Genomic DNA, 22,271 nt, shown 5'->3' on the forward strand with positions numbered 1-22,271 from the left:
ATGAGCTGGGTGGCCGCGGTCGCGCGGTTGCGGGCACGCCGGGAACCCGGCGTGCTCGTGACCGTCGCGACCGTGCGCGGCCACGCGCCCCGCCGGGCCGGTGCGAAACTCGTCGTGGGGCGGACGGAAACCTGGGGGTCGATCGGCGGCGGCAACATCGAGGCCGTGGCCATCGACCGGGCGCGCGAGCTGAACGGCGCCGCCGGTCCGGAGCCGGAGCCCGAGCTGATGGAATTCGCCCTGAACGACAAGGTCACCGGCCGGCACGGCGTGCAGTGCTGCGGCGGAGCCGTCACCGTACTGCTCGAACCGCTGCCGGTGGTCCAGGCGGTGGCGGTCTTCGGCGTCGGGCACGTCGGGCTGGAACTGGCACGCATCCTGGCCCGCCACCACCTCGACCTGCACCTGATCGACACCCGCCCCGACATGCTCACCGACGAACGGCTCGGTGTGCTCGCCGATGCGGTGGCGCAGGTCCACGTGCACCACACCCCGCTGCTTCCGGAGGAGGTGCTCACGGAGCTGGCCCCCGGCACCCACGTCCTGATCATGACCCACGATCACGCCGAGGACGCCGCGCTGTGCGACGCCGCCCTGCGCACCGCCGGTCTCGGCTCGATCGGATTGATCGGCTCGTCCGCCAAATGGGCGCGGTTCCGGCAACGCCTGGCCACCGAGGGCGGCCACGACGCCGCCACCATCGACCGGATCAAGACCCCGATCGGGATCGCCGGAATCACCGGCAAGGAACCCGCCGCGATCGCGGTGAGCGTCGCGGCGGACCTGCTCCGGTCCTTCGAACAGGACCACCACCGGGCCGTGTCGAACCTGGTCCCTTGAATTCGCCGTCGTACGTGCCGCCCACCACAGGTGGTTCCCGACGTCCCGGAGTCCCGGCGTCGAGCAGCTCCGCCGACGGCCGGTCCGGCCCCTGCTTAGCTGTCACGAAACGGTCATGATCCGGTCTCATTCCGACATCAAAAGTCGGCAAGCATTCCGGTGGAGAACGTTTCAGCTCAGCAAAGGATCTACCGATGCTCCGTTCCCGACGGGCCAGGGTCAGGGAGCCGAACCGGCCTGCGGGGCCGTCCCGACCTGCGTCCGCATCCGGGCCTCGGGGCGGGACCTCCGCTCCCCGCCCCGTGCGTACGGAGCCGCTCGCGTGACCCGCCGCAAACCGAAGCCGCGGCTGGTGTCGCGACGCACCGCCATGGTCTGCACCGCCGGCGGACTCATCGCCACCGCTCTCGTCGTCGTCGACGACGACGTCAGCAAGGACCCCGGGCCCGGCCGAGTGGAAACGCAGGACGAGGTCGGGCCGGGGCTACCCGCCGAAACGGCTCCCGAACGGGGGCAGGCGTGGATGCCGGACGTCACCCGCAAGCCGCTGGCGGTGAACTTCACTCCGGGCGGGATCAGGGAGATGCGGGGGCTGGTCCTGCATGTGCAGGAGGGCGAGAACTCGCTCCACGATCGCTTCAGCGACCCGGCAGTGAAGTGTTCCGCGCACTTCTGGGTCTCGCAGTCCGGCGAGATCGAACAGTACGTCTCCGCGCACGACCGGGCCTGGGCGCAGGGCGCCGGGAACCCGTCGTGGCTCTCGGTGGAGACCTCGGGGTTCGCGAGCAGCCCGCTCACCGCGCAGCAGGTGGACGCCCTGGCCCGGATCTACGCCTGGGGCATGGCGCAGCACGGGTGGCCCCTCGAACCCGCCTCCACGCCGCTGGGCCAGGGGTTCGGCATCCACAGCATGGGCGGCCGGGACTGGGGCGGCCACGCATGCCCCGGCCCTCTCCGGTCCGCCCAGACGGGGGCGATACTCAGCGCGGTCCGTGTGAGGCACCCCCGGTAGGCGTCGCCGTGCCGGCGGCGGGTCCAAAACTGGGCATCGCCGGTGCGACGGAGCCACTCCGTGTCGGCCCATGCCTCCGCCACGTACTCGACGATGTGATCGGGGTCGAGCCGACGGCCGCTGCCGTCACGCAGCCCCTCGTCCTCCCCTCGACCCTCAGGCAAGAGTCATCCAACGGACCGAACACCGAGCGGGGCATCGGTCGAACCGTCTCGCCCGTGCGCTCATCCCAGGGTGAAGAGGAAATTGACGGAGTTGTAGTAGTTGGGCAGCTGCACCAGGGCCGAACCTTGGCGCGGAGGATCGACCTTCGGCCAGTTCCGCGGGCCCAGCAGGTGGTCGGCGTAGTCGCTCTTCGGAACCGGTGGTACGAACCAGAGCCGGAAGGCGCCGGATCGTCCGGCCGACTCGGTCCTCCAGAGCTGCGTCTCACGACCGCTGCCGGAGCGGCAGGCGCGAAGGGTGACGTCGACGACGTTCCCGCCGGCGGTGGTTCCGTCGAGGCAGGTACCGGTGCCCGCGTTCCGGAACTGGTACGTGTCCCGGCCGGCCGGCAGGCGCTGCCAGCCCTGGGACGCGTCGCCGGTGCACGGCTGGAGCTGCAGCGCTCCCTCGGAGCCGCTGCCGGCGAAGCCGACGCACAGCCCCGAGCTGGTGTTGACCAACCGCTGGCCGGCGGGAGCGGAGGTCGGCGAGGGCGAAGCGGAGGACGGCGCGGGAGCGACGGGAGCCGACGGCGCGGCGACGGCCGACATGGCGGCGCCGATCGACACGATCGGTGGCGCCTCGTCCGTCGGGGAGGGAAGGAGGTACGGGTTCGGCTCCTGGATCGGGCCAGGGCTCGCGACCGTGGGCGTCGGTGCGGCTCGCTCAAGCCGGTCCTCGGCCGGCAGCAGGACGAACGCGGTCATCGTCGTGCCCGCGACGGCTGCCGCCGCGGTCCACTTCGCCCCGCCGAACCGCGCCGCGGCCAGCTTGAGCCCCGCCACCTTCCCCGCTGCCAGGTGGTGGGCTCCGGCGGTCAACGCGTAGGCGTCAGGATGCCACAGCAGGATTCCGGCAGGCAGCAGCGCCCCCAGTCGGCTGTTGACGGCCCGCAGATCGCTCTCGGCCCGTCCGCAGTCGTCGCACGCCCGCAGATGCCGCCCCAGGTCCCGGGTGACGCGCTTGCCCGGCCGGCGGAGCGCGGCCGCGAGCTGGCCGCCGTAGTGCCGGCACTCGTCGCTCGCGCTCTGGTCCAGGTGGGCGCGCAGGTACGCCTCGCGCAGGCCCTCCCGGGCACGCGCCGCGAGGGAACCGACGCCCCCCGCCGAAATCCCGAGGCGCCGGGCCGTCTCGGCCGGGGCCTCGCGTTCGACGACCGCGTGCCACAGCACGGCCTGCCAGCGCTCCGGCAGCGATCGGTACGCCCGCAGGACCAGCGAGCCCTCCTCCGCCAACAGGGCGGCGCCTTCGACGTCCTGACCGTCGGACAGGCTGTCGGCCCACGTGTCGAAGTCGGCCGACAGTTGGGTGCGGGCCCCGCGGCGCGCCCATTCCATCGCCACCCGGCGCACGCAGGTCAGCAGGTACGGCCGCCAGGCGTACTCGGGTCCGGCTCCCCAGGCGACCGCCCGGTAGGTGCGGGCGAAGGCCTCGGCCGCGAGGTCACTGGCGGTGGCCAGATCGCGGCAGCAGGTGCGGGCGTAGGCGAGTACGGCGTCGTGGTGACGGGCGAACACCTCGCCCATCACGTCGCTGACATCGGCACTGGGCGCCGAGTCGCGCTCGCGGAGCAGCGCGCAGAGCTGTGCGTCGCTGAGGTCGTGGAGGTCCTGCTGGCGGGCAGTTCCCGATGTGCTCAACCTTGCTCCCGTTGACTTGCTGGTGGCCGGCACGGCGAATGCCAGGCAGGTGGGCAGTGGGGTGCGACGCTGCGCCCGGCCGGAATTCGCGCAAGTGTGCACGCTTTCGGGGCTTGTGAGCAACCGGGCTCCCCGGTGCTGACCGGCCTGACACGACTTCAGCAAAGGCCTGGCAAAGTCGCGGGACGGCGCCGCGGCCGCGCCGTCTCCCCCGTACCGCCTACAGGAGGCCGGGAGGCGCGAGTGCGGCACGGCGGGACCCCGGCATTCCGGGGCGCCAGGGCTGCGAGCAGGTGCGGGGTGGCGTTGTGAACGTCCCGGGTGGGGCGGGTGTGGTGTTTCCGGCCGGGGTGGAGATCCGCGTGACTCCTGACAAGGTGGTGGGTATGGATATCCCCCGCAGGAACAACGTCACGGTCACCGGCAACCCGCAGGGACCGGCGGTGGTGCTGGCCCACGGATTCGGCTGCGACCAGAACATGTGGCGGCTGACGGTGCCTGCGCTGGCCGAGGACTACCGGGTGGTGCTGTTCGACTACGTGGGCGCCGGGCGTTCGGACCCGTCCGCGTTCTCGCAGGACCGCTATGCCACGTTGGGTGGTTACGCCCGGGACGTGGTGGAGGTGTGTGAGGCGCTCGATCTGCGCGATGCCGCGTTCGTGGGGCATTCGGTCAGCGCGATGATCGGCGTGCTGGCCGCCGCGTTGGCTCCGGAGCGTATCGGGGCACTGGTGATGGTCGCTCCGTCCCCGCGGTACATCGACGACGAGGGCTACCGGGGCGGCTTCAGCGCCGAGGACATCGACGAGCTGCTGGAGTCCCTGGAGTCGAACTACCTGGGCTGGTCGGCGGCGATGGCACCGGTGATCATGGGGAACGCGGAGCGGCCCGAGCTGGGTGAGGAGTTGAGGAACAGCTTCTGCGCCACCGACCCGGACATGGCACGCGTCTTCGCGCACACCACGTTCCTGTCGGATTCGAGGGACGACCTCAAGAGCGTGGGCGTGCCCACGCTCGTGCTGGAGTGCACCCAGGACGCCATCGCACCCCGCGAGGTCGGCGCCTTCGTCCACCGGGCGATCCCGGGCTCGACACTGGTGACGCTCGACGCGACCGGCCACTGCCCGCACCTGTCCGCGCCCGAGGCCACCAATGAGGCCATCACCACGTTCCTGGCCGGCCTACGGTGATGTGCCCTGCCGGGCCGTTGCCCGACCAGCCCGAGACCGACGACGACAGATCCTCGGTCGCGACGTTCGCCGAACTTCTGGAGGACAGCGCCGAGGAGTTGTACGAGAGCGCGCCGTGCGGATACCTGTCCACGCTGATGGACGGCACCATCGCGAGGATCAACGCGACGCTGCTGGGCTGGCTCGGCCTGGAGCTCGGGGCCGTGGTGGGCCGCATGCGGTTCACCGACCTGCTGACCGTGGGCGGAAAGCTGTACCACGAGACGCACTTCGCGCCGCTGCTGCACATGCGGGGTGAGATCAGCGGCATCGCCCTGGACATCAAACAGGCCGGCGGCGAACGGATACCGGTGCTGGTCTCCTCCGCGGTCAAGCACGGCAGCAACGGCGAGCCACAACTGATCCGCACGACCGTCTTCGACGCCCGGGACCGGCGCGCGTACGAACAGGAACTCCTGCGCGGTCGTAAAGTCGCCGAAGAAGCGCTCAAACAGGCGGAGGCCGACCGGGCGCGGCTCCAGGACGCCCTCGCCGTGCTGCAGCGGTCCCTGCTGCCCGACGCCCTGCCCGAAGTGCCCGGAGTCGAGGCGGCCGCCCACTACCACACCGCCTCGCCCGACCGGCTCGGCGGCGACTTCTACGACGTCTTCCCCGTCGACGGCAAACGCTTCGCGTTCTTCCTCGGCGATGTGTGCGGCAAGGGCCCCGCTGCCGCCGCTGTCACGTCACTGACCCGCTACGCCTTGCGCGCCGCCGCCCTGCACGACGCCGATCCCGTCTCCGCCCTGTCCACCCTCAACAAGGTGCTCCACGAGCGGTACTCCGGCGGCGACCCGCGCTACTGCACCGCCATCTTCGGCGTGCTGGACCCCGACCCCGAGACCGGTAACGTCGCCGTCCGCATCGCTTCGGGCGGCCACCCGCCGGCTCTCGTCATGCGCGCGGACGGCACGGCCGACTTCCTGCCCACCCCCGGCGGCCTCCTCATCGGCATCCTGCCCGCCGCGCGCTTCGCCACCGCGTCCACGGTCCTGGTTCCCGGCGACACCCTCCTGCTCTACACCGACGGCCTCACCGAAGCCCGCACCGGCCAGAGCCGTACCAGCCTGTACGGGGACGAGGCCCTGCTCACCTTCGCCGCCGGCCACGCGGGCAGACCCCCGCACGCTGTCATCAAGGCCCTGACCAGTCTGCTGGACGACTTCGGTGACGGCCTCGACGACGACACCGCCCTCCTCGCCCTCGGCGTTCCCCGCCGCTGACCGCTGGACACTCACAGACCATGACCCCGCTGAAGATCACCGCCCGAGACGCCACGACCGGTCCCGTTCTGGAAGTCATCGGCGACCTCGACTACGCCAGCGCCCCCGAGCTGCGGGACCTGCTCACCACCCTGACGCTCCGACCGGGCCAACGCCTCATCCTGGACCTGGCCGGCATGACGTTCTGCGACTCCAGCGGCATCACCGCCCTGATCTCCGCACACAACCACACCCACGCCGCCGACGCGGAACTCGCACTCGCCGCCGTGCCCGCCCACACCCAGCGCATCCTGCGCATCGTCGGCCTCGACCAGATCATCCCTCTCTACACCGACGTGGACGCGGCCGGGGCCTGAGCCCCTGAACTCCGCGCCCCGGCGCAAGCGGTCCCGGGTCGGGGGCCCGCCCGCGCTACTCCTTCACCGGGTCGGCGCCGGGGCGCTTGACGAGGCGATCGCCGACCGCGATCGCCTTCCAGAGCCGGCGGCCGATCCTGACCTTGACGGATGCGCCGTCGGCAAGGCGGATCTCGGCGAAGTGGTACATGTTGGAGCCGTCGAGCATGCCCCGGGACATGTGCGTGACGACGCCTTCCCAGGAGTCGTCACGCCGGACTTCGTGTGATTTCGTCATGATGTGGAGTCTAGGAAGAGCGGTGGCCGCTCCAACAGGGCCGCAGATCACAGCCTGCGGAGTACAAATGTCATGGCTCTCGCGACCACGCGCCCTTTGTCGCAGGTTGGAGCGATTGCCCGGATCGCCCCTGCGCCGATCCTGCGGGCTTCCTTAAGGGAAGTTGAAGAACCCCTCCAGATCGCTCTTTTCGCTGGTCACCAGCCTAGGCTCGGACGGACTCCCCTCGTTCCCTGCCTTGTAGAGGTGTTACCGGCATGAGCCCCAGCCGTACTCCCGAACGTCCGTCCCGCGTCGAAGCACGACGGAGGAAGACGGTGCGCACGCGCATCGTGCTGTCCGTCACCGCGGCTGCCGCGGCGGTGGCGGTCGGCGTCGCGGTGGCCGACTCGGACGGTGCCGCGCGCGGGGGCGGGCACACCGACGGCGCCGCGGGACCGTTGTCCGGGAAGGCGGACAGCGGCGCCGGAGCGGCTGCCTCCATCCCTCCCGCCCCCACCGGCGAGGCCTCGGCCTCGGCCTCGACCAGCCCGAGTCCGTCCGGGACGACCGCGACGCCCGGAGCCGACGCCTCGGCGTCCGCCGCTCCCCCGCAGCCCTCGGCGGCGGAGAGCAGCACCGCGGCCAAGTCGGCAACGGCCCAGAACGACAAGCCCACGCGCAAGCCCGCGACCACGGGCGGGGGCTCCGGTAGCTCAGGTGGCTCAGGCAGCTCCGGTGGCTCCGGCACGGTCGACAAGGACAGCGAGTCGGCGGTCCTCTCCCTGGTCAACAAGGAGCGGGCCGCCGCCGGGTGCGGCCCGCTCAGCTCGAACTCCAAGCTGAGCGCGGCCGCACGGGCCTACAGCGACACCATGGCCCGCAGCGGCGTCATGTCCCACACCGGGCCCGACGGTTCCACCATGACCAGCCGGGTGGAAGCCGCCGGATACTCCTGGTCCAACCTGGGCGAGAACATAGCCCGCGGCCAGGCCGACGCCGACGCGGTCATGAACGCGTGGATGAACAGCCCCGGCCACCGGGCCAACATCCTCAACTGCGCCTTCAAGGAGATCGGCATAGGCGTGCACAAGGGCGACGGCGGCCCGTGGTGGACCCAGGACTTCGGCGCCTCCAGGTAGCCCGCCCACCGAACGCCCCACGCACGCCCAGGCCCCCGCGTCCCCGCGTCCTCCGACCCGTCCACGGGTACGGAGGACGTCGGCGTTCGCCGGCCCGGCCGCCCGCCCGGCCCTGCGGAACCCCGGGTTCCCCGAAGGGGGGAGGCGGTGACGGGCCCGCGGGCGCGTCCGCCACTATGGGGCCGTGCCCCGACTTCCGCGTTACCTGCTCGTATGGCTGTCGTGCACGGCCGCCAGCGTGACCGCCGTGCTCGCCACGGTCCAGTTCGTCGTCGGCTCGACCCGGCACACGCCCCCGGTCGCCCGGTCCGCCCCGACGGTCATCGAGACCCCGCCCGCATGGCAGGCCGGCACCCCGTCGCCGAGCACGCCGCCCCCGAGCGCGTCCGCGAGCCCCTCGCCGTCGGCGACGCAGCGGCCGTCCCCCTCGGCCGCGTCGCCCACCCCCGCCAAGGCCTCGCCGGGATCCTCCCATGCCAACGCCTCGAAGAGCGCCGTGGACTGCTCGGAGGGCGGACCGGGCCTCTACACCGTCCCCTCGCAGGGCGGCAAGGTCACCGTGCGGTACGGGAGCCGCGGCGTGTGCCTGATCTCCGCGGTCCCGGACCGCGGCTTCAAGACCAGCACCTCGCAGACCTCGGACGACACCCTCTCGGTCACGTTCACCAGCGCCGATCACCGGTCGGTCGTGACGGCGACGATCGATCCGTCGGCGAAGGCCACCGTCCGCGAATCGTCCCTCTGACACCTGGTCGCGGCGCCGGACGCCGCGGCCGGTTCGGCGGTGACGACACGGCGCCGCCCCACCCCCTTTGACGGGATTCGTCACCCTGCGCCCGCCCCGGTATCGCGCCCCGGCGAAGCGGAAGGTGAGCTGTTCCTTAGGGCATCCTCAAGATCGGGCAGAGCCGGTTCCGGCGGCCCGGAGCGGTCCTATGCTCGCCTCAGCCGAGCGGCCTTCGGCGCCGGGACGTGATCCCGGCGATCCGTCGGGCCGCCGGTTTCACCGAGCCGGGGGCTCCCGCTCCCTGCCCTTCCCGCATTCCGATCCGTGCCTTGGGGTGTCTTCGCCATGAGTCCTCGCATGCTCCGACCCGTCCGCTCCGACCTCCGTACGCAGCCGCCCGGCCCCGGCACGCCGCGGGGGATGCGACTGCCGCTGGTCGCCGCGGCCGTGGTCGCGGCGGGTCTGACCGCTGCCTGCGGGCCGTCCACCCAGCCCGCCGGATCCGCCGCGCCGTCCACGACTTCTGCGACCCCGGAGCTTTCCGCCGCCTCCGCCGCCGAGTCCGCCACCGCATCGCCCTCGGCGTCCCCGACCGCATCGGCCTCGGCGTCCGTGTCCGCGTCCGCCACCCCCCGGCCCGGCTCCTCGCCCGCCAAGGCCGGGTCCGCCGCCGCCACCGGGACGTCGGCCAAGCCGTCCCGTACGTCCGCGGCGGCCCAGCCGGCCGCCGTACCGGGATCCGGCTACGACAGTTCGGCCGACGCGCAGAAGCTCATCGACGCGGCCTTGCGCACGGCCAAGTCCGAGGGACGGATGGTGCTGCTCGACTTCGGCGCGAACTGGTGCGGCAACTGCAAGGCCGCCGACAAGGTGTTCGCGCAGTCCCAGACCGCCGCGATCCTCGGGAACTCGTACCGCATGGTCAAAATCGACATCGGTGGGAACAGCTCCGCCAACTCCGCCCTCCTGCGCAAGTACAGCCCGTCCGGCGGCACCTACACGATGCCCGTGCTGGTCGTCGTCTCCCCGTCGGGCACCGTACGCACCGACACCCACGTCACCGGCAACCCGTCCCTGACCCCGGAAGGCATCAACTCCTTCCTGCGCCAGTGGGCGTCATGAGACGACCGGCCCGGTCGTCGGTCGCCGTCCCGGCCGGAGCCGGACTCGCGGTGGCCGCCACACTCGTCCTCGCCGGCATCGCCACGGACGACCGCGGAGCCGCGGCACCGGACGGACGGGCGGGCGCGGTCAGGACCGCGATCAGGACCGCGGCCGGGGCCACGGTCGCGGACCCCACCGCCCGGCCGGACGCGCCCGAACTGACCGGCGAGGACCTGGACGGGAAGCCGGTCAGCCTCGCCGAGCTGCGGGGCAGCGTGGTCGTCCTCAACGTCTGGGGTTCCTGGTGCGGCCCCTGCCGGGCGGAAGCCGACGACCTGGAGCGGCTCAGCCGGCAGACCCGCGCCGACGGGGTCCGGTTCCTCGGGATCAACACGCGGGACCGGGACCCGGAGGCCGCCAGGTCCTTCGTACGCGCGCACCATCTGAGCTTTCCCAGCCTGCCCGACCCCACCGGCGAACTGCTGCTCCGCTTCCCGCCCGCGCTGCTCAACCCGCAGGCGGTCCCCTCGACCCTGGTGATCGACCGCCGCGGACGCATCGCCGCCGGCATCGGAGGCGCCGTCACCGAGGAGCAGCTGCGGCCCGTACTCGCACACGTGGCGCAGGAGGGTCCATGACGCTCGCCAGCGCCGACGCCCCCTCCCTCATCAACGGGACACTCCTGATCGCGGCCCCGGTGGCGCTCATCGCGGGACTCGTCTCCTTCCTCTCGCCGTGCGTCCTGCCGCTCGTACCGGGCTACCTCAGCTACGTGACCAGCCTGTCGGTCTCCGACCTGGCGGACGCGCGCGGCGGGCGCCGCAGCCGCATGGCGGCGGGAGCCCTGCTGTTCGTCCTGGGCTTCACGGCGGTCCTGGTCTCCGGAGGCGCCCTGTTCGGCCACTTCGGCCGCGTCCTGCTGGCCCACCAGGAGGCGGTCACCCAGGTGGTCGGCGCGTTCACCGTGCTGATGGGCCTGTCCTTCATGGGGTTCCTGCCGGGTTTCGCACAGCGGGAGTTCCGCAGCCACCGGCGGCCCGCGCTGGGACTGGCCGGGGCACCCGTGCTGGGGGCGGTGTTCGCGGTGGGCTGGACCCCTTGCATCGGCCCGACGCTGGCCGCCGTCCAGGCGCTGGCCTGGACCGAGGCGAGCGCGGCCCGCGGAGCCCTGCTGATGGCCGCCTACTGCCTCGGGCTGGGTCTGCCGTTCGTCCTGGCCGCGCTGGCCTTCCGTCGTGCCCTGGACGCCTTCGGCCTGGTCAAACGCCACTATCCGTGGGTGCTGCGGGCCGGCGGAGGTCTGCTCGTCCTCGTCGGCGTACTGCTGGCCACCGGGGTGTGGAACGACCTGGTGTACACGCTGCAGCTGTGGAGCGCGGACTTCACCACCGCCCTCTAGAACCGATCCCCCTCCTGATTCATCGCGACACGGAGATGCAGAGATACAGAGATGCAGAGAGCGCACATGAACCTTTCGCGGCACATACGGCGTTCCCGGGCGGCGGCCCTGGTCGCGGCGGCCTTCCTCTCCCCCGCCGCCCTCGTCGCATGCGGCGGTCAGCACGCAGAGGACGCCGGCGCCTCCGCGGCCACGACGAGTTTCACCGAGCAGGGGGTCACGGTCACGCTCTCGGTGTCCGCCTGGCACGCCTCGAAGGGAACGCTCACCGCGGTCTTCACGCCCGAGCGCAAGGGTTTCCACCTCTACAGCACCGACCTGCCGGCCGGTGGCGTCGAAGGCGTGGGCCGACCGACGGCGATGGCGGTCACCGGTTCCCTCAAGGCGGACGGCAGGCTGGCGGCTTCCGCGGAGGTACGGTCGATCACCGTGCCCGGCGTCGAAACGCCGTTGCCCGTCTACCCGGACGGCCCCGTCACCACCACGCTGCCCGTCAGCGCCGACGGAAACGGGGACGCAACGGTGCTGCTCGGATACGCGAGCTGCAGCACCCAGGACGGCTGTACCATTCCGGTCTCCGACCGCCCGGTGCGCCTGCACGTCACCGGCGACCGCGCGACGTTCCACCCCCACTAGGGGGTGACTTACCGCAAGTCACCCGGCCGCACCTAAGGTGTCCCCCATGCCCAGCGTCCTGGTCGTGGAAGACGACCCCAGCATCCGCCAGTCACTGATCGAGGTCCTGGCGGAACACGGGTACGCCGTACGCAGCTCGGCCGACGGGTTCGGGGCTCTACGGGAGGTCACCCAGACGCCCTTCGACGCGGTGGTCCTCGACCTGGGCCTGCCCGATCTGGACGGAGGGGACGCACTGCGCATGATCCGTGGCATCTCCTCCGTACCCGTCCTGGTGGCCACCGCCCGCGACGACGAGCGGGAAATCATCAGCCTCCTCAACGCGGGCGCCGACGACTACCTGGTCAAGCCCTTCTCCGGCGGACAGCTCGTCGCGCGCCTCTCGGCCGTCCTGCGGCGCACCGCTCACGCTCCCGCCACCGGACCCGCGCCGGGTTCGCGGGGAGCACCGGTGGCACGGGCCGCTCCGGCGGCCGACGCGTTGCACCCCACCACCGTGGGCGACCTCGTCGTGGACCCGGGCGCGCGCACCGCGTACCTGGCCGGCGTGGAGCTGCGCCTCACCCGCCGGGAGTTCGACCTGCTCGCGTTCCTCGCCCGCCACCCCGGCCAGGTGGTCTCCAAACGCCGTCTGCTGACCGAGGTCTGGCGCGAGCCGTACGTCGACGACCAGACCGTCGACGTCCACCTGTCGTCCCTGCGCCGCAAGCTCGGCGAACGGGCGGCGGCCCCGCGCTACCTGCTGACCGTCCGCGGCGTCGGCATCAAACTGGTGGCACCGCGTTGAGGCGTTCACTGGCCGGAGTGGCGCTCGCCGTGACCTCCATGGTCGCCCTCTCCTTCCTCATACCGCTGGCCGCACTGGTGATGTCGCTGGTCAAGGCGCAGGCCGTCACCGCGGCCGAACAGCGCGCCGCCGCCCTGGCCCCCGTCCTCACCCTGACCACGGATCCCGCCGCCCTGCGGGAGTCCGCCGCCAGCCTGGACCCGGCCCAGCAACTGGTGGTTCACCTGCCGGCGGACGCCGGGGCCCTCGGCAGCTCCAAGGCGCCCGCGGCGCTGCTCGAACGGGCGCAGCAGGGGCGGGAGTCCATCTCCCAGGCGGTCCCCGGCGGCTGGATATGCCTGCAGCCGGTGGTGCTCCCCGGCGACCGGGTCGCCGTGATCGAGAACTTCGTGCCTGAGGAGGAACTGACCCACGGGGTCAAGGAGTCGTGGGCGGTCATGTCCTTCCTCGCGGTCGCGCTGATCGGCGGTTCCGTCCTGGTCGCCGACCGTCTCGGCTCGAAGGTCGTCAGGTCGTCGAGGAAGCTCGCCCAGGCCTCGCGCGCACTCGGCCAGGGCGACCTGGACACCCGCGTGGACCCCGTGGGCCCCAAGGAGCTGCGCGACGCGGGCGTCGCGTTCAACGCGATGGCGCACCGGATGACCGAGCTGCTCGCCGTCGAACGCGAACTCGTCGCCGATCTCTCCCACCGGCTGCGTACGCCGCTCACCGCGCTGCACCTCGCATCGGAGCGCATGGAGGGCTCACCCGAGTCGGCCAGGGTCGAGGCGGCCGTCTGTGAACTGGAGGCGGAGCTGCGGGCGATCATCGCCGCGGCGCGCACCCCGCTCGCGGTCGGCCCCATGGGCCAGGGCATGCTCGGCACGGAGCCGTCAGCCGGCCAGGGCTCCGGGGCCGGGGCATCCGGCCCGCGCTGCGAGGCCGCCGACGTGGTCCGCCGCCGTACCGCCTTCTGGTCGGTCCTGGCGGAGCAGCAGAACCGGTCCTGCTCCCTCGACCTGACCCAGGAACCCACGACCGTGGGCCTCTCCGACGACGACGTCGCCGCCGTGGTGGACGCACTGATCGGCAATGTCTTCCGCCACACCGCGCCCGGGACCCCGTTCGCCGTCCAGGTGGTACGCACGGCCCAGGCCGTGGAGCTGGTCGTGGCGGACGGAGGACCGGGCATCCCCGAGCCGGACCTGGCCCTCTCCCGCGGGAGCAGCACCGGTTCCACCGGGCTGGGCCTCGACATCGCCGGACGGGCCGCGACCGCGACGGGCGGCTCGGTGCGCATCGGCTGCGGCCCCCTGGGAGGCGCCCACATCACGGTGTCGTTCGCCCTGGCGGCGCGGGCTCCCGCCGGACGCAGGCCGCGCATCTCCCGCCGCCGGCCGGTCTGGCCGCGCAGGCGGTAGGGCCGCTTCCGCCCCGGTGGGCGGTTCGCGCGTACGCCTCCACGAACGCCGGCGGCTCGACGGCGGCTCGTGGACGTACCGGATCGGCGTCCGCGCATGTACGGAGGCGTTCGGTCAAGGCGCGTTGCGTTCGGCGGCGGTTGATTGCCACTCGCGGCCGATGCCCCGGATCAGGGCCGGGTAGACGCCGAGGTACCGGAAGGGCTTGATGGCTGCCATGTACACGGCGCCGAGGGGACCGTTCGGCTTCACCAGGACGGCCATCTGGCCTCGGTAGCCGCCGGTTCCGTCGGGGACCCAGCCGATGTGCAGCAGGCCGTGCACGGTCCGGTTGCCCATCTCGGCCACCCACTCGTCGTGGGTCTGGTAGACGGAGGTGAAGGGGACCGCGCCGGGGTCCTCGCCCCGGGGGCCCTCGCGGAGGTCTTCGGGCAGTCGGTTCCGGAGCGAGGTCACACGGGTGCCGACCCCGGCACCGGGCTTGTCCCAGCCGAAGAGCCTGCCGAGCTTCCAGCGGATCGCGAAGAGCATCCGCGGGATCGGGGCGGAGACCGGCTCCCCGGTGCCGTGGGTGAACTGGTCCACCAGTCGCGCGAGGTCGTCCGGGCCGCCGGGGGTCGGGAGTGCCCACACGTCTTCGATCCGGAAGTCTCCGGCGATCTCGTGGATCCGCCAGGGGCGGGAGGTGTGCGCGGTTATGGGGAGTCTCATTCGTTGGCCCCTGTCTATACGATGGCGTATAGATCAAGCTAGCACCATCTATACGGCACCGTATAGACGAGGGAGGTACATCATGGGCGTGACGCGGACGCCTCGCGACAAGTGGATCGAGGAGGGGCTCAAGGCCCTGGCCGCCGGCGGCCCGGAAGCCGTGCGGATCGAACCCCTGGCTCAGGCGCTCGGCGTCAGCAAGGGCGGCTTCTACGGGTACTTCGACAATCGGGGCGCGCTGCTCACGGAGATGCTCGACACCTGGGAGCGCAGGGTCAGCGAGTCGGTGATCGAGCAGGTCGAGAGCGGCGGAGGAGACGCGCGGGTCAAGCTGGAGCGCCTCTTCGCGATCGCCTCGTCCGCCGACGGCCCGATGACGGGCGTCGCGGCCGACCTCGCGATCCGCGACTGGGCCCGGCGCGACGAAGGCGTCGCACAGCGCCTCCGGCGCTGCGACAACCGCCGCATGGACTACCTGCGTTCCCTCTTCCGCTCTTTCTGCCCCGACGAGGACGAGGTCGAGGTCCGCTGCATGCTGGCCTTCTCCCTCCGGATCGGCTACCACTTCATCGCCGCCGACCACCCCGGTCGCTCCCGCGCCGAGGTCATGGCCCGGACCAGGCAGTGGCTCCTGCGTTGATGCCGGCCGACTTGGACGCGTCAGGATGGGCGCCCGGCGCCTGGCGGCGGAGCGCAGCCGGGCCACCCGGGGCGAGCGCCATCCGGAAGGCGTGCGGGAGGCCGCCAGGGCCACCGGCGTGCGCTGATCCGCGATGATGTTGACTACTATCGTGGGTAGTTGACATGCGGATCGGCCTGGGGGCTCCTGTGAATGATGCGGTCGAATTGGCGGAGATGATTGCGCAGCTGCGCCGGGAGCTGAGCCTCGCGATGTCCGCCGGCGAGGAATCCGACCTGAAGTTCAAGGCGGAGCGCGTGGAATTGGAACTGACCGTGGGAGTGGAGCGGACCAACGAACCGGGCGTGAAGGTGCGGTTCTGGGTCTTCGACGCCGGCGCCACCGCGAAGCGCTCGGCCACCGTCACCCAGAAGCTGACCCTCACGCTCCAGCCCGTACGGGCGGACGCGCCCGAGCAGATGGCCCTGATCTCCGGGGACGAGCTGGTCGGTGAGCGCTGAGGCGGCCGCCGGACGCGGCGGACTCGACCCGCACCGCATCGCCGAGGTCATCGTCACCACCGCCGCCGGAGGCGGGCGGCGGGGCTCGGGGTACCGGGTCGGCGACACGGCGGTACTGACCGCGTTCCACGTGGTGGCGGGCGCGGCAGAGGTGCTGGTGCGCTTCGACGCCGACCGGCCGGGCCAGTGGGCCGCTACGGCGGAGCTCGCCTGGTCGGATCCCGGAACGGACGTCGCGGTGCTGACCTTTACGGCCGCGCCGGGCGCGGCGCCGGTCCCGTCCGCGCTGTTCGGCCGTATCGGCGACGACCGCCACGCCGTCATCGACGTCCACGCGGCGGGCTTCCCGCTGTGGAAGCGCCGACGCGGCGCCGACGGCAGGCAGTTCCGGGAACTGCACCAGGCCGACGGAACCGTGGCCGCCCTGTCCAACCTGCGCACCGGAACCCTGGAGATCACGGTCCCGGCGGCGGCCGCCGACCCCGACCCCGCGGTATCACCCTGGTCGGGGATGTCCGGGGCCGCCGTGTGGGCCGGGCCGTACCTCGTCGGGGTCGTCGCCGAACACCACCGCGGAGAAGGCCTCGGCCGGCTCACGGCGGTGCGCATCGACCACACCCTGCAGCGCGTCGCCGACAGTGCCCGGACGGAGCTGGCCGCGCTGCTGGCCATCCCCGATCACGCGGCCCTGCCGGACGCCGGCGCCGAGCCGGACGGCCCGTACGCCCCGGGCCCGCCGGCCTCGTCGAAGGTCATCGGGCTGCCGGTCGCGCACGGCCTGGAGCTGTTCAAGGACCGGGCCGAGGCCCGGGACCTGATCGGCCGCCACCTCGCGGACCCGGGCATCCGGATGGTCACGGTCACCGGACGCCGGGGCATCGGCAAGAGCGCGGTCGCCGCCAAGGTCATGGAGCTGCTGGAACGCGGCGAGTGGCCGGGCCACGCCCAGGCGCCGCTTCCGGCGGGCCTGGTCAACCTGAGCACCCGCACCTCCGGGGTCTCCCTCGAACGCCTCTACTTGGACTGCGCCCGCGCCCTGGGCCCCGCGCACGAGGCACGCCTGCTGGAGGTGTGGGCTGCCAACCGCCCCGTGCCGGACAAGATCGATGAGCTGTTCGCCGCGATGGCGGACCGGCTCTTCGTGATCCTCGTCGACAACCTGGAGGACCGGCTCTCGGACGACGGCCGGCTCGACGACGCGGAACTCGACACCTTCTTCGACTGCCTCTTCCGGGCCCGGGGCACACCGAGGCTCCTGGTCACCTCGCAGCTGCCGCTGCGCCTGCCGCCCGAGCTGCGCCGGTTCGCCGCCGAGGTCGAGCTGACCGACGGTCTGCCGCCCGCCGAATCCGTCGCGCTGCTGCGCGAACTCGACCACGACGGCACCCTAGGTGTGGCGCGGCTCTCGGACGAGGAGCTGCTCCGGGCGGCGGTCCGCGTCCACGGAGTGCCGCGCGCACTGGAACTGCTGGTGGGCGCCCTGGCCGACGACACCCTGATGCTGCCGACGCTGGAGGACGTCCTCGACGACTTCACCCTGCGCGGTGATGTGGTCGCCGGCTTGGCCCAGGACCGCCAGCAACGGCTGGGTGCCGACAGCCGCAGCGTGCTCGGCGTCCTCGCGGTGCTGCGCACCCCCGCGCCGCGTGAGGCGGTCGAGTGGATCGCCGGCGGCCTCGATCCCGCCCTCGACGTCACGGCTGCCCTGTCCGGCCTGCTGCGGATGCGCATGCTGTCGGTGGACCGGGGAACCCGCGCCTACGCCCTGCACCCGATGGACGCCGACCTCGCGTACGGCGCCCTGCCGGCCGAAGGCCCGCTGGGGCGAGATGCGCTGGAGCGGCGGGCGGCCGAGTGGTACGCGCGGATCGCCCCGCCCCGCCGGGACTGGCGCACGCTGGACGACGTACAGGCCCACCGGCGCGCATTCGACCACCGGGTGCGGGCCGGGGACATGGACGAGGCGGCGCTGATCCTCGGTGCGATCGGGCAATGGATGGTGTGGCACGGCTCCGTGCTCTCCGCGATCTCGATGCACCTGACACTGGAGGAACGAGTGAACGACGACCGGGCACGACTGGCCCACCTCATCAGCTTCGGGCACGCCCGGTTGAGCGCCGGCCCGCTGCCGCACGCGCTCGAACTCTTCACCGAGGCGGCGGAGGTGGCCGAGCGCATCGAGGACCGTCGCGCGCTCCAAGAGGCCGTGTTCGGCCTCGGCGACGCGCACCGGCAGCTGGGGCGCCTGGAGGACGCGACGGGGTCGCTGGCCCGGGCCGGTGAGCTGGCCCGGGAGAACGGCGATGCCGAAGCGGAGGCCCACGCGGTCCTCAGTCTCAGTCTCACCCACAGCACCCTCGGCGACGGGGAGGCGGCCCTGGCGGGCGCCGACCGGCTGGGCGAACTCGCCGCGGCCACAAGCGATCAGCTCACCGAAGCCCGCTCCTGGAACGCCCGCTTCACGGCCCTGCTGACCCTGGGCCGCTGGGAGGAGACCATCGCGGCGGGCGACCGGGCCGTACGCGCCTACGCGGCCGCCGGCGTCCAGGAGGCGACGGACTACGCGCTGAACGCCAAGGGCGTGTCCCTGCTCGCCCTGGGCCGTCCCGAGGCGGCCCTGGCCTGCCTGGAGGAGGCGCTGCGCGCGGCATCGGCCATGGAGAACCCGCGGACCGAGGGCGTCGTCCTCTACAACACGGCCTGGGCACAGTGGACCCTGGGCCGGTACGGGCAGGCCGTCGAGGCGGCCGAGCGTTCGGCCGCCTCCCTGCACCGCGCCGGGGCCGCCGAGGCCGCGGCGGCGCGGGCCCTCGCCGAAGCGGCCCGCGCCTGGCTGGTGCCCGCTGCGCGTACGGCGGCCGATGCCCTGGACCGGGCTGCGCAGGGCGCCGGCGGCAACGTGGAGATGGTCCGCCCGGCCTGGCTGACCGCGCAGGCCGAGTACCTGCGCGACCACGCCTGACGGCGCTCCGCCGAACTGCCCCGTGCAGCCCGATCGGTGGCGTTCGGCTCCTCGGAGACGCGCCGGCCCGCCGCCCGTGAGGACGGCGGGCGGCCCCGTGTACCGGTGACGGACGTACGGGAGCCGGGTGCGCGGGAGGACGGTGGGGTGCTCAGGCGCCCGGGATGACGGAGTTCCAGCCGTTCTCCAAGAGGTCGAACGCGCGGGCGACGGCCTGACGAGGGTCGCCCTGCCCCCGGGCGGCCTGGGGGGCCTCCAGGGCGAAGTGGGCGAGGGCGACGCATGCCGGGTCGTCGGCGGGAAGTCCGCTCTCATCGGCAATGACACGGGCGAGCGCGGCTTCGTGGCGGAGCCACATGCGCTGGGCGTAGTCGCGCAGGGCGGGGGTGTTGTCCACCAGTTCGAGGAACGCGGTGAAGTGGGTGTCGCCGCCCGCTGTCGCGGTGCGGCGGCGCAGCGCATGCTCGCGCAGGGCAGCGGGGATGGACCGGCCCGGGGGGCGCTCGCGTACGGCGGCCACCAGCAGGGCTTCCTGGTCGGCGTCTTCGTCGAAGACGAGGGCTTCCTTGACCGGGAAGTGTTTGAACAGCGTGGTGGTGGACACGTCGGCGGCATCGGCGATCTCGCGGATGCCGACCTGCTCGTACCCGCGCTCCAGGAAGAGTCGCAGGGCCGCGTCGGCCAGGGCCTGGCGGGTGGCGGCCTTCTTGCGTTCACGCCGCCCCGTCGGCGCCGTCGGCGGGATGCCGGCCGCCGTGTCACTCACGATGTCGCTCATACGAGGAGCCTACCGCTTGGGTTGCCCAACTACAAAAGTTGAGTCGTTGCACTTATTGGGTTGGTGTGCTCTTCTGAAGCCCTTCCGAGTGCCACGAACGGAGCAACCCCATGGAGACCACCCCCCGCATCGCGATCATCGGAGCCGGCCCCGGCGGTTTGATCTGCGCCCGCGTCCTGCAGCAACACGGCATCACCGCGACCGTCTACGACCTGGATAGGTCCCGCACCGCCCGCGACCAGGGCGGCACCCTCGACATGCACCCCGACTCCGGCCAGCGAGCCCTGGGCGAGGCCGGACTCCTGGATGCCTTTCTCGCCCAGGCCCGCCCGGAAGGCCAGCAGATGCGCCTGGTCAGCCGCGACGGCCGCATCCTGTTCGACGCCCTCCCGCCCGAGGCCGATCCGGCCGAGGGCAATCCGGCCGAGGGCGATCCGGCCGAGGGCAATCCCGAGATCGACCGCGGACAGCTGCGCGACCTCCTCCTCGACTCCCTCACGCCGGACACCGTGCGCTGGGGGCACAAGCTCACCCGGGCCGAAGCCCTCGGCGACGGCATCCACCGCCTGCACTTCGCAGGAGGCACGAGCGCCGACGCCGACCTCGCCATCGGAGCCGACGGCGCCTGGTCCACCGTGCGCCGCCTGGTATCCGACGCGACGCCCCGCTACACCGGCGTCACCTTCGTCGAAACCGGCCTCGACGACGCCGACACCCGCCACCCGCGCCTCGCCGAACTCACCGGCCAGGGCACCATGATGGCCCTCGACGACAACCGGGGCTTCGTCGCCCAGCGCAACAGCCGCGGCCACATCCGCATCTACATCGGCATGCGCACCGACCTGGACTGGCACCGGCACGCCGGCCTCGACCTGACCGAGACCGCCGCCGTACGCGCAGCCCTCGGCCGGGAGTTCGCCGGCTGGAGCCCGGACCTGCTCGGTTTCATCACCGACGCCGACTCCGGCTACACCAACCGCCCCCTGTACGCCCTGCCCGTCCCCCACACCTGGACCCACACTCCCGGCGTCACCCTCCTCGGCGACGCCGCCCACCTCATGTCGCCCTTCTCCGGCATGGGCGCCAACCTCGCCATGCTCGACGGCGCCGACCTCGCCCGAGCCATCATCGAAGGGCGCACCATCGACGACGCCGTCCGCGCCTACGAAGCCACCCTGCTGCCCCGCTCCATTCAGGCCGCCGAAGGCGCCGCAGAGGGAATCGACAGCGCGTTCGCCCCCGACAGCGCCACCATGACCCTCGCTCACATGACGCAACACCACTGACGTCGACCGCGGCGGCGCCCCGAAACGACAGCCGTACCGCCATCGCCACCCCCACCCCGAAAAGGTGTTCGCGCCGCGGCCGTTGCCCCTGGTGTCCAGGTGACCCGGCCCGAATGATGGGGCCAAAGTATGACAAGGACGATATGGCTGGATCGCATGGTGGACGGGCAGGGGCGGATCGGGCTGAATGGATGGCGTCCACTGGTGGGCCACCGGAAAGCGAGGGGGATCATGACCGGAAGCGCTGGAAAGCCCGGAAAGGAACAGGTCCAGGCCAGGGTTCAAGAGATCCAGGAGGTTTTCGCGCGCAAGCAGGCACAGAGCAGGGGCCTGGAAGCGGGGCTCGACCTGGAGGGGTCCGTGCGCCGGGCCATGGAAGCGAGGGCGCTGCCGGCCGTGGTCGTGGACGAAGCGATCCGGGCCGAGCTGCGCGGAACCGATCCGCAGTCCCTGGACGACGGCCCGAACATCTGGTGCGAGCTCTACGGATTCCTGGACCTGGGGTACAAGATCCACCTGAACCCCTACGCCGTCGCCATGGTCACGAGCGCCGCATCGGCTCTTGAAAAGGTCCTGGGCGACGCCGTCGAGGACTTCCCTGAACTCGACGCGCTGTTCATCCCGTTGCTCGCCGCCATCTACGCCGAGGGAGAAGCGATCGGCGATGTCGCCCAGATCAACGGCTCGGTCGTACTGATCGGGGTGATCCCCGACCCGGTCCCCGTACCCTTCCCCGACAACTAGCAGGTGTCCTGGCGCGCGGGGCAGCCACCGGGCCGGGTGGCTGCCCCGCGGTGCGGTCAGGTCACCGCTGGAACATCGCGTCCGACCCCGATCGCGGCCCGCGAACGTGCGCTGCGGGACCATCGCGGGGGCATCGCCGGTCAGGCGGGCGGGACCCCGAACGGCATTCCGGAGAGGTAGTGCGTGCCCAGGGCCGCGTGATGGTCCGCGTTCCCGAGGTGCTCGTCCCGTCGGAATTCCGGAGCGGCCTTGATCTGTTCCTTCGTACGGTCCACGTAGACCTTCTCCGCCGCATGGTCGATGCGGGTCACCAGGCCGGCCGGCAGCAGGACCTCCTTGCCGAGGATCCACACTCCGGTGTCGACGACCAGGTAGGCGTCGGTGACCTCGTCGGAGTGCTTGTCGACCTTGCCGATCCTGCCGTCGAGGGCCTCGACCCCGTAGCCGGTGAGGTCGGCCGCCAGGTAGTCGACGCCGGCGCGGTAGGCCCACACGTTCTCCGTCATGCGAAACAACTCCTTCGATCGATCGGACTGTGGTCCCTCCCCCTCAGCGGCCCGGAGGCGGAGGAGTCCCCGTCGGTGGCGCGCCTGCCCCGAGATCCGCGGCTCCACTCCCCCACCCGCCTCCACTCGCCCGCTCCCACTCCCACTTCCACTCCCCCGCCCCCGCGCCCGTCGCCCCGCTCCGAGAAA

23 protein-coding genes are annotated in these 22,271 nt (G+C 72.2%); 18 read left to right on the forward strand and 5 right to left on the reverse strand.

Annotated elements, in window-relative coordinates; all coding sequences use genetic code 11:
• Nucleotides 1-840, forward strand: a complete 840-nt coding sequence (gene xdhC, locus ADK52_RS17940; RefSeq protein WP_107090097.1) for a xanthine dehydrogenase accessory protein XdhC — start codon at nucleotides 1-3, stop codon at nucleotides 838-840.
• A 322-nt stretch (nucleotides 841-1,162) separates the two neighbouring features.
• Nucleotides 1,163-1,852 carry an N-acetylmuramoyl-L-alanine amidase gene (locus ADK52_RS17945; RefSeq protein WP_053690829.1) on the forward strand — a complete coding sequence of 230 codons (690 nt, stop codon included), beginning with the start codon at nucleotides 1,163-1,165 and terminating at the stop codon, nucleotides 1,850-1,852.
• Nucleotides 1,853-2,076: 224 nt separating this feature from the next.
• Here the strand turns inward: ADK52_RS17945 and ADK52_RS17950 are convergent, their stop codons facing one another.
• Entirely contained in the window at nucleotides 2,077-3,696 is a 1,620-nt protein-coding gene (locus tag ADK52_RS17950; RefSeq protein WP_053690830.1) for a sigma-70 family RNA polymerase sigma factor, read from the reverse strand.
• Between the two features lie 386 nt (nucleotides 3,697-4,082).
• Here ADK52_RS17950 and ADK52_RS17955 point away from each other — a divergent pair, with 386 nt between their 5' ends.
• From ADK52_RS17955 to ADK52_RS17965, 3 genes are read left to right on the forward strand one after another with little or no spacing between them, the layout of a single operon-like run.
• On the forward strand, nucleotides 4,083-4,886 hold the full coding sequence (locus tag ADK52_RS17955; RefSeq protein WP_053690831.1) for an alpha/beta fold hydrolase: 804 nt from the start codon (nucleotides 4,083-4,085) through the stop codon (nucleotides 4,884-4,886).
• Nucleotides 4,886-6,148: a PP2C family protein-serine/threonine phosphatase gene (locus ADK52_RS17960; protein WP_053690832.1), complete on the forward strand. Its 1,263-nt coding sequence runs from the start codon at nucleotides 4,886-4,888 to the stop codon at nucleotides 6,146-6,148. Before ADK52_RS17955 ends, ADK52_RS17960 begins: the two co-directional genes overlap by 1 nt.
• 20 nt (nucleotides 6,149-6,168) lie before the next feature.
• Nucleotides 6,169-6,504: an STAS domain-containing protein gene (locus ADK52_RS17965; protein ID WP_053690833.1), complete on the forward strand. Its 336-nt coding sequence runs from the start codon at nucleotides 6,169-6,171 to the stop codon at nucleotides 6,502-6,504.
• Nucleotides 6,505-6,559: 55 nt separating this feature from the next.
• Here ADK52_RS17965 and ADK52_RS17970 read toward each other — a convergent pair whose 3' ends face one another.
• Nucleotides 6,560-6,781, reverse strand: a complete 222-nt coding sequence (locus ADK52_RS17970) for a DUF7489 domain-containing protein (protein ID WP_053690834.1) — start codon at nucleotides 6,779-6,781, stop codon at nucleotides 6,560-6,562.
• A 317-nt stretch (nucleotides 6,782-7,098) separates the two neighbouring features.
• On the opposite strand from ADK52_RS17970, the gene ADK52_RS17975 reads away from it, so the two are divergent.
• From ADK52_RS17975 to ADK52_RS18015, 8 genes are all read left to right on the forward strand, one after another.
• Nucleotides 7,099-7,902, forward strand: coding sequence for a CAP domain-containing protein (locus ADK52_RS17975; RefSeq protein WP_324615922.1), 804 nt, complete (start codon nucleotides 7,099-7,101; stop codon nucleotides 7,900-7,902).
• A gap of 184 nt (nucleotides 7,903-8,086) precedes the next feature.
• Nucleotides 8,087-8,647, forward strand: coding sequence for a hypothetical protein (locus ADK52_RS43730; RefSeq protein ID WP_234343953.1), 561 nt, complete (start codon nucleotides 8,087-8,089; stop codon nucleotides 8,645-8,647).
• Nucleotides 8,648-8,986: 339 nt separating this feature from the next.
• Nucleotides 8,987-9,751: a thioredoxin family protein gene (locus ADK52_RS17990; protein ID WP_053690838.1), complete on the forward strand. Its 765-nt coding sequence runs from the start codon at nucleotides 8,987-8,989 to the stop codon at nucleotides 9,749-9,751.
• Nucleotides 9,748-10,371 (forward strand): TlpA disulfide reductase family protein, encoded by a 624-nt coding sequence (locus tag ADK52_RS17995; RefSeq protein ID WP_063783882.1) that lies wholly within the window; start codon nucleotides 9,748-9,750, stop codon nucleotides 10,369-10,371. The genes ADK52_RS17990 and ADK52_RS17995 overlap by 4 nt, the downstream gene beginning before the upstream one ends.
• Nucleotides 10,368-11,132 (forward strand): cytochrome c biogenesis CcdA family protein, encoded by a 765-nt coding sequence (locus tag ADK52_RS18000; protein ID WP_053690840.1) that lies wholly within the window; start codon nucleotides 10,368-10,370, stop codon nucleotides 11,130-11,132. Before ADK52_RS17995 ends, ADK52_RS18000 begins: the two co-directional genes overlap by 4 nt.
• A gap of 66 nt (nucleotides 11,133-11,198) precedes the next feature.
• Nucleotides 11,199-11,768, forward strand: a complete 570-nt coding sequence (locus ADK52_RS18005; RefSeq protein ID WP_053690841.1) for a hypothetical protein — start codon at nucleotides 11,199-11,201, stop codon at nucleotides 11,766-11,768.
• 46 nt (nucleotides 11,769-11,814) lie between these two features.
• Nucleotides 11,815-12,555, forward strand: a complete 741-nt coding sequence (locus ADK52_RS18010; protein WP_053690842.1) for a response regulator transcription factor — start codon at nucleotides 11,815-11,817, stop codon at nucleotides 12,553-12,555.
• On the forward strand, nucleotides 12,552-13,955 hold the full coding sequence (locus tag ADK52_RS18015) for a sensor histidine kinase (protein WP_053690843.1): 1,404 nt from the start codon (nucleotides 12,552-12,554) through the stop codon (nucleotides 13,953-13,955). The genes ADK52_RS18010 and ADK52_RS18015 overlap by 4 nt, the downstream gene beginning before the upstream one ends.
• Before the next feature lie 114 nt (nucleotides 13,956-14,069).
• Here the strand turns inward: ADK52_RS18015 and ADK52_RS18020 are convergent, their stop codons facing one another.
• Entirely contained in the window at nucleotides 14,070-14,666 is a 597-nt protein-coding gene (locus ADK52_RS18020; RefSeq protein WP_053690844.1) for a DUF2867 domain-containing protein, read from the reverse strand.
• Between the two features lie 82 nt (nucleotides 14,667-14,748).
• Here ADK52_RS18020 and ADK52_RS18025 point away from each other — a divergent pair, with 82 nt between their 5' ends.
• From ADK52_RS18025 to ADK52_RS18035, 3 genes are all read left to right on the forward strand, one after another.
• A complete protein-coding gene (locus ADK52_RS18025) occupies nucleotides 14,749-15,306 on the forward strand; it encodes a TetR/AcrR family transcriptional regulator (protein ID WP_053690845.1) in 558 nt (185 codons plus the stop codon).
• 206 nt (nucleotides 15,307-15,512) lie between these two features.
• Nucleotides 15,513-15,806 (forward strand): trypco2 family protein, encoded by a 294-nt coding sequence (locus tag ADK52_RS18030; RefSeq protein ID WP_053690846.1) that lies wholly within the window; start codon nucleotides 15,513-15,515, stop codon nucleotides 15,804-15,806.
• Complete coding sequence (locus tag ADK52_RS18035) at nucleotides 15,796-18,768, forward strand: trypsin-like peptidase domain-containing protein (protein ID WP_053690847.1); 2,973 nt, start codon at nucleotides 15,796-15,798, stop codon at nucleotides 18,766-18,768. Before ADK52_RS18030 ends, ADK52_RS18035 begins: the two co-directional genes overlap by 11 nt.
• Nucleotides 18,769-18,919: 151 nt before the next feature.
• On the opposite strand, the gene ADK52_RS18040 is transcribed toward ADK52_RS18035, so the two are convergent.
• Nucleotides 18,920-19,546, reverse strand: coding sequence for a TetR/AcrR family transcriptional regulator (locus ADK52_RS18040; protein WP_053690848.1), 627 nt, complete (start codon nucleotides 19,544-19,546; stop codon nucleotides 18,920-18,922).
• Between the two features lie 110 nt (nucleotides 19,547-19,656).
• On the opposite strand from ADK52_RS18040, the gene ADK52_RS18045 reads away from it, so the two are divergent.
• Nucleotides 19,657-20,832: an FAD-dependent oxidoreductase gene (locus ADK52_RS18045; protein WP_053690849.1), complete on the forward strand. Its 1,176-nt coding sequence runs from the start codon at nucleotides 19,657-19,659 to the stop codon at nucleotides 20,830-20,832.
• 231 nt (nucleotides 20,833-21,063) lie between these two features.
• The gene (locus ADK52_RS18050) at nucleotides 21,064-21,576 is read left to right on the forward strand and encodes a hypothetical protein (RefSeq protein ID WP_159045971.1); all 513 of its coding nucleotides are present in this window, start codon (nucleotides 21,064-21,066) and stop codon (nucleotides 21,574-21,576) included.
• A gap of 140 nt (nucleotides 21,577-21,716) precedes the next feature.
• On the opposite strand, the gene ADK52_RS18055 is transcribed toward ADK52_RS18050, so the two are convergent.
• Complete coding sequence (locus tag ADK52_RS18055) at nucleotides 21,717-22,082, reverse strand: PRC domain containing protein (RefSeq protein ID WP_053690851.1); 366 nt, start codon at nucleotides 22,080-22,082, stop codon at nucleotides 21,717-21,719.
• Between the last annotated feature and the right edge of the window lie 189 nt (nucleotides 22,083-22,271).

Origin of the sequence: Streptomyces sp. WM6372 (assembly GCF_001279655.1) — a bacterium.
Taxonomy (GTDB): domain Bacteria; phylum Actinomycetota; class Actinomycetes; order Streptomycetales; family Streptomycetaceae; genus Streptomyces.

Bases quoted from the DNA above. Each gene is read 5' to 3' on its own strand.
- xdhC (WP_107090097.1), top strand. From the start codon at position 1: ATGAGCTGGGTGGCCGCGGTCGCGCGGTTGCGGGCACGCCGGGAACCC.
- ADK52_RS17955 (WP_053690831.1), top strand. From the start codon at position 4,083: ATGGATATCCCCCGCAGGAACAACGTCACGGTCACCGGCAACCCGCAG.
- ADK52_RS17960 (WP_053690832.1), top strand. From the start codon at position 4,886: ATGTGCCCTGCCGGGCCGTTGCCCGACCAGCCCGAGACCGACGACGAC.
- ADK52_RS17965 (WP_053690833.1), top strand. From the start codon at position 6,169: ATGACCCCGCTGAAGATCACCGCCCGAGACGCCACGACCGGTCCCGTT.
- ADK52_RS17970 (WP_053690834.1), bottom strand. From the start codon at position 6,781: ATGACGAAATCACACGAAGTCCGGCGTGACGACTCCTGGGAAGGCGTC.
- ADK52_RS17990 (WP_053690838.1), top strand. From the start codon at position 8,987: ATGCTCCGACCCGTCCGCTCCGACCTCCGTACGCAGCCGCCCGGCCCC.
- ADK52_RS17995 (WP_063783882.1), top strand. From the start codon at position 9,748: ATGAGACGACCGGCCCGGTCGTCGGTCGCCGTCCCGGCCGGAGCCGGA.
- ADK52_RS18000 (WP_053690840.1), top strand. From the start codon at position 10,368: ATGACGCTCGCCAGCGCCGACGCCCCCTCCCTCATCAACGGGACACTC.
- ADK52_RS18005 (WP_053690841.1), top strand. From the start codon at position 11,199: ATGAACCTTTCGCGGCACATACGGCGTTCCCGGGCGGCGGCCCTGGTC.
- ADK52_RS18010 (WP_053690842.1), top strand. From the start codon at position 11,815: ATGCCCAGCGTCCTGGTCGTGGAAGACGACCCCAGCATCCGCCAGTCA.
- ADK52_RS18020 (WP_053690844.1), bottom strand. From the start codon at position 14,666: ATGAGACTCCCCATAACCGCGCACACCTCCCGCCCCTGGCGGATCCAC.
- ADK52_RS18025 (WP_053690845.1), top strand. From the start codon at position 14,749: ATGGGCGTGACGCGGACGCCTCGCGACAAGTGGATCGAGGAGGGGCTC.
- ADK52_RS18040 (WP_053690848.1), bottom strand. From the start codon at position 19,546: ATGAGCGACATCGTGAGTGACACGGCGGCCGGCATCCCGCCGACGGCG.
- ADK52_RS18045 (WP_053690849.1), top strand. From the start codon at position 19,657: ATGGAGACCACCCCCCGCATCGCGATCATCGGAGCCGGCCCCGGCGGT.
- ADK52_RS18050 (WP_159045971.1), top strand. From the start codon at position 21,064: ATGACCGGAAGCGCTGGAAAGCCCGGAAAGGAACAGGTCCAGGCCAGG.
- ADK52_RS18055 (WP_053690851.1), bottom strand. From the start codon at position 22,082: ATGACGGAGAACGTGTGGGCCTACCGCGCCGGCGTCGACTACCTGGCG.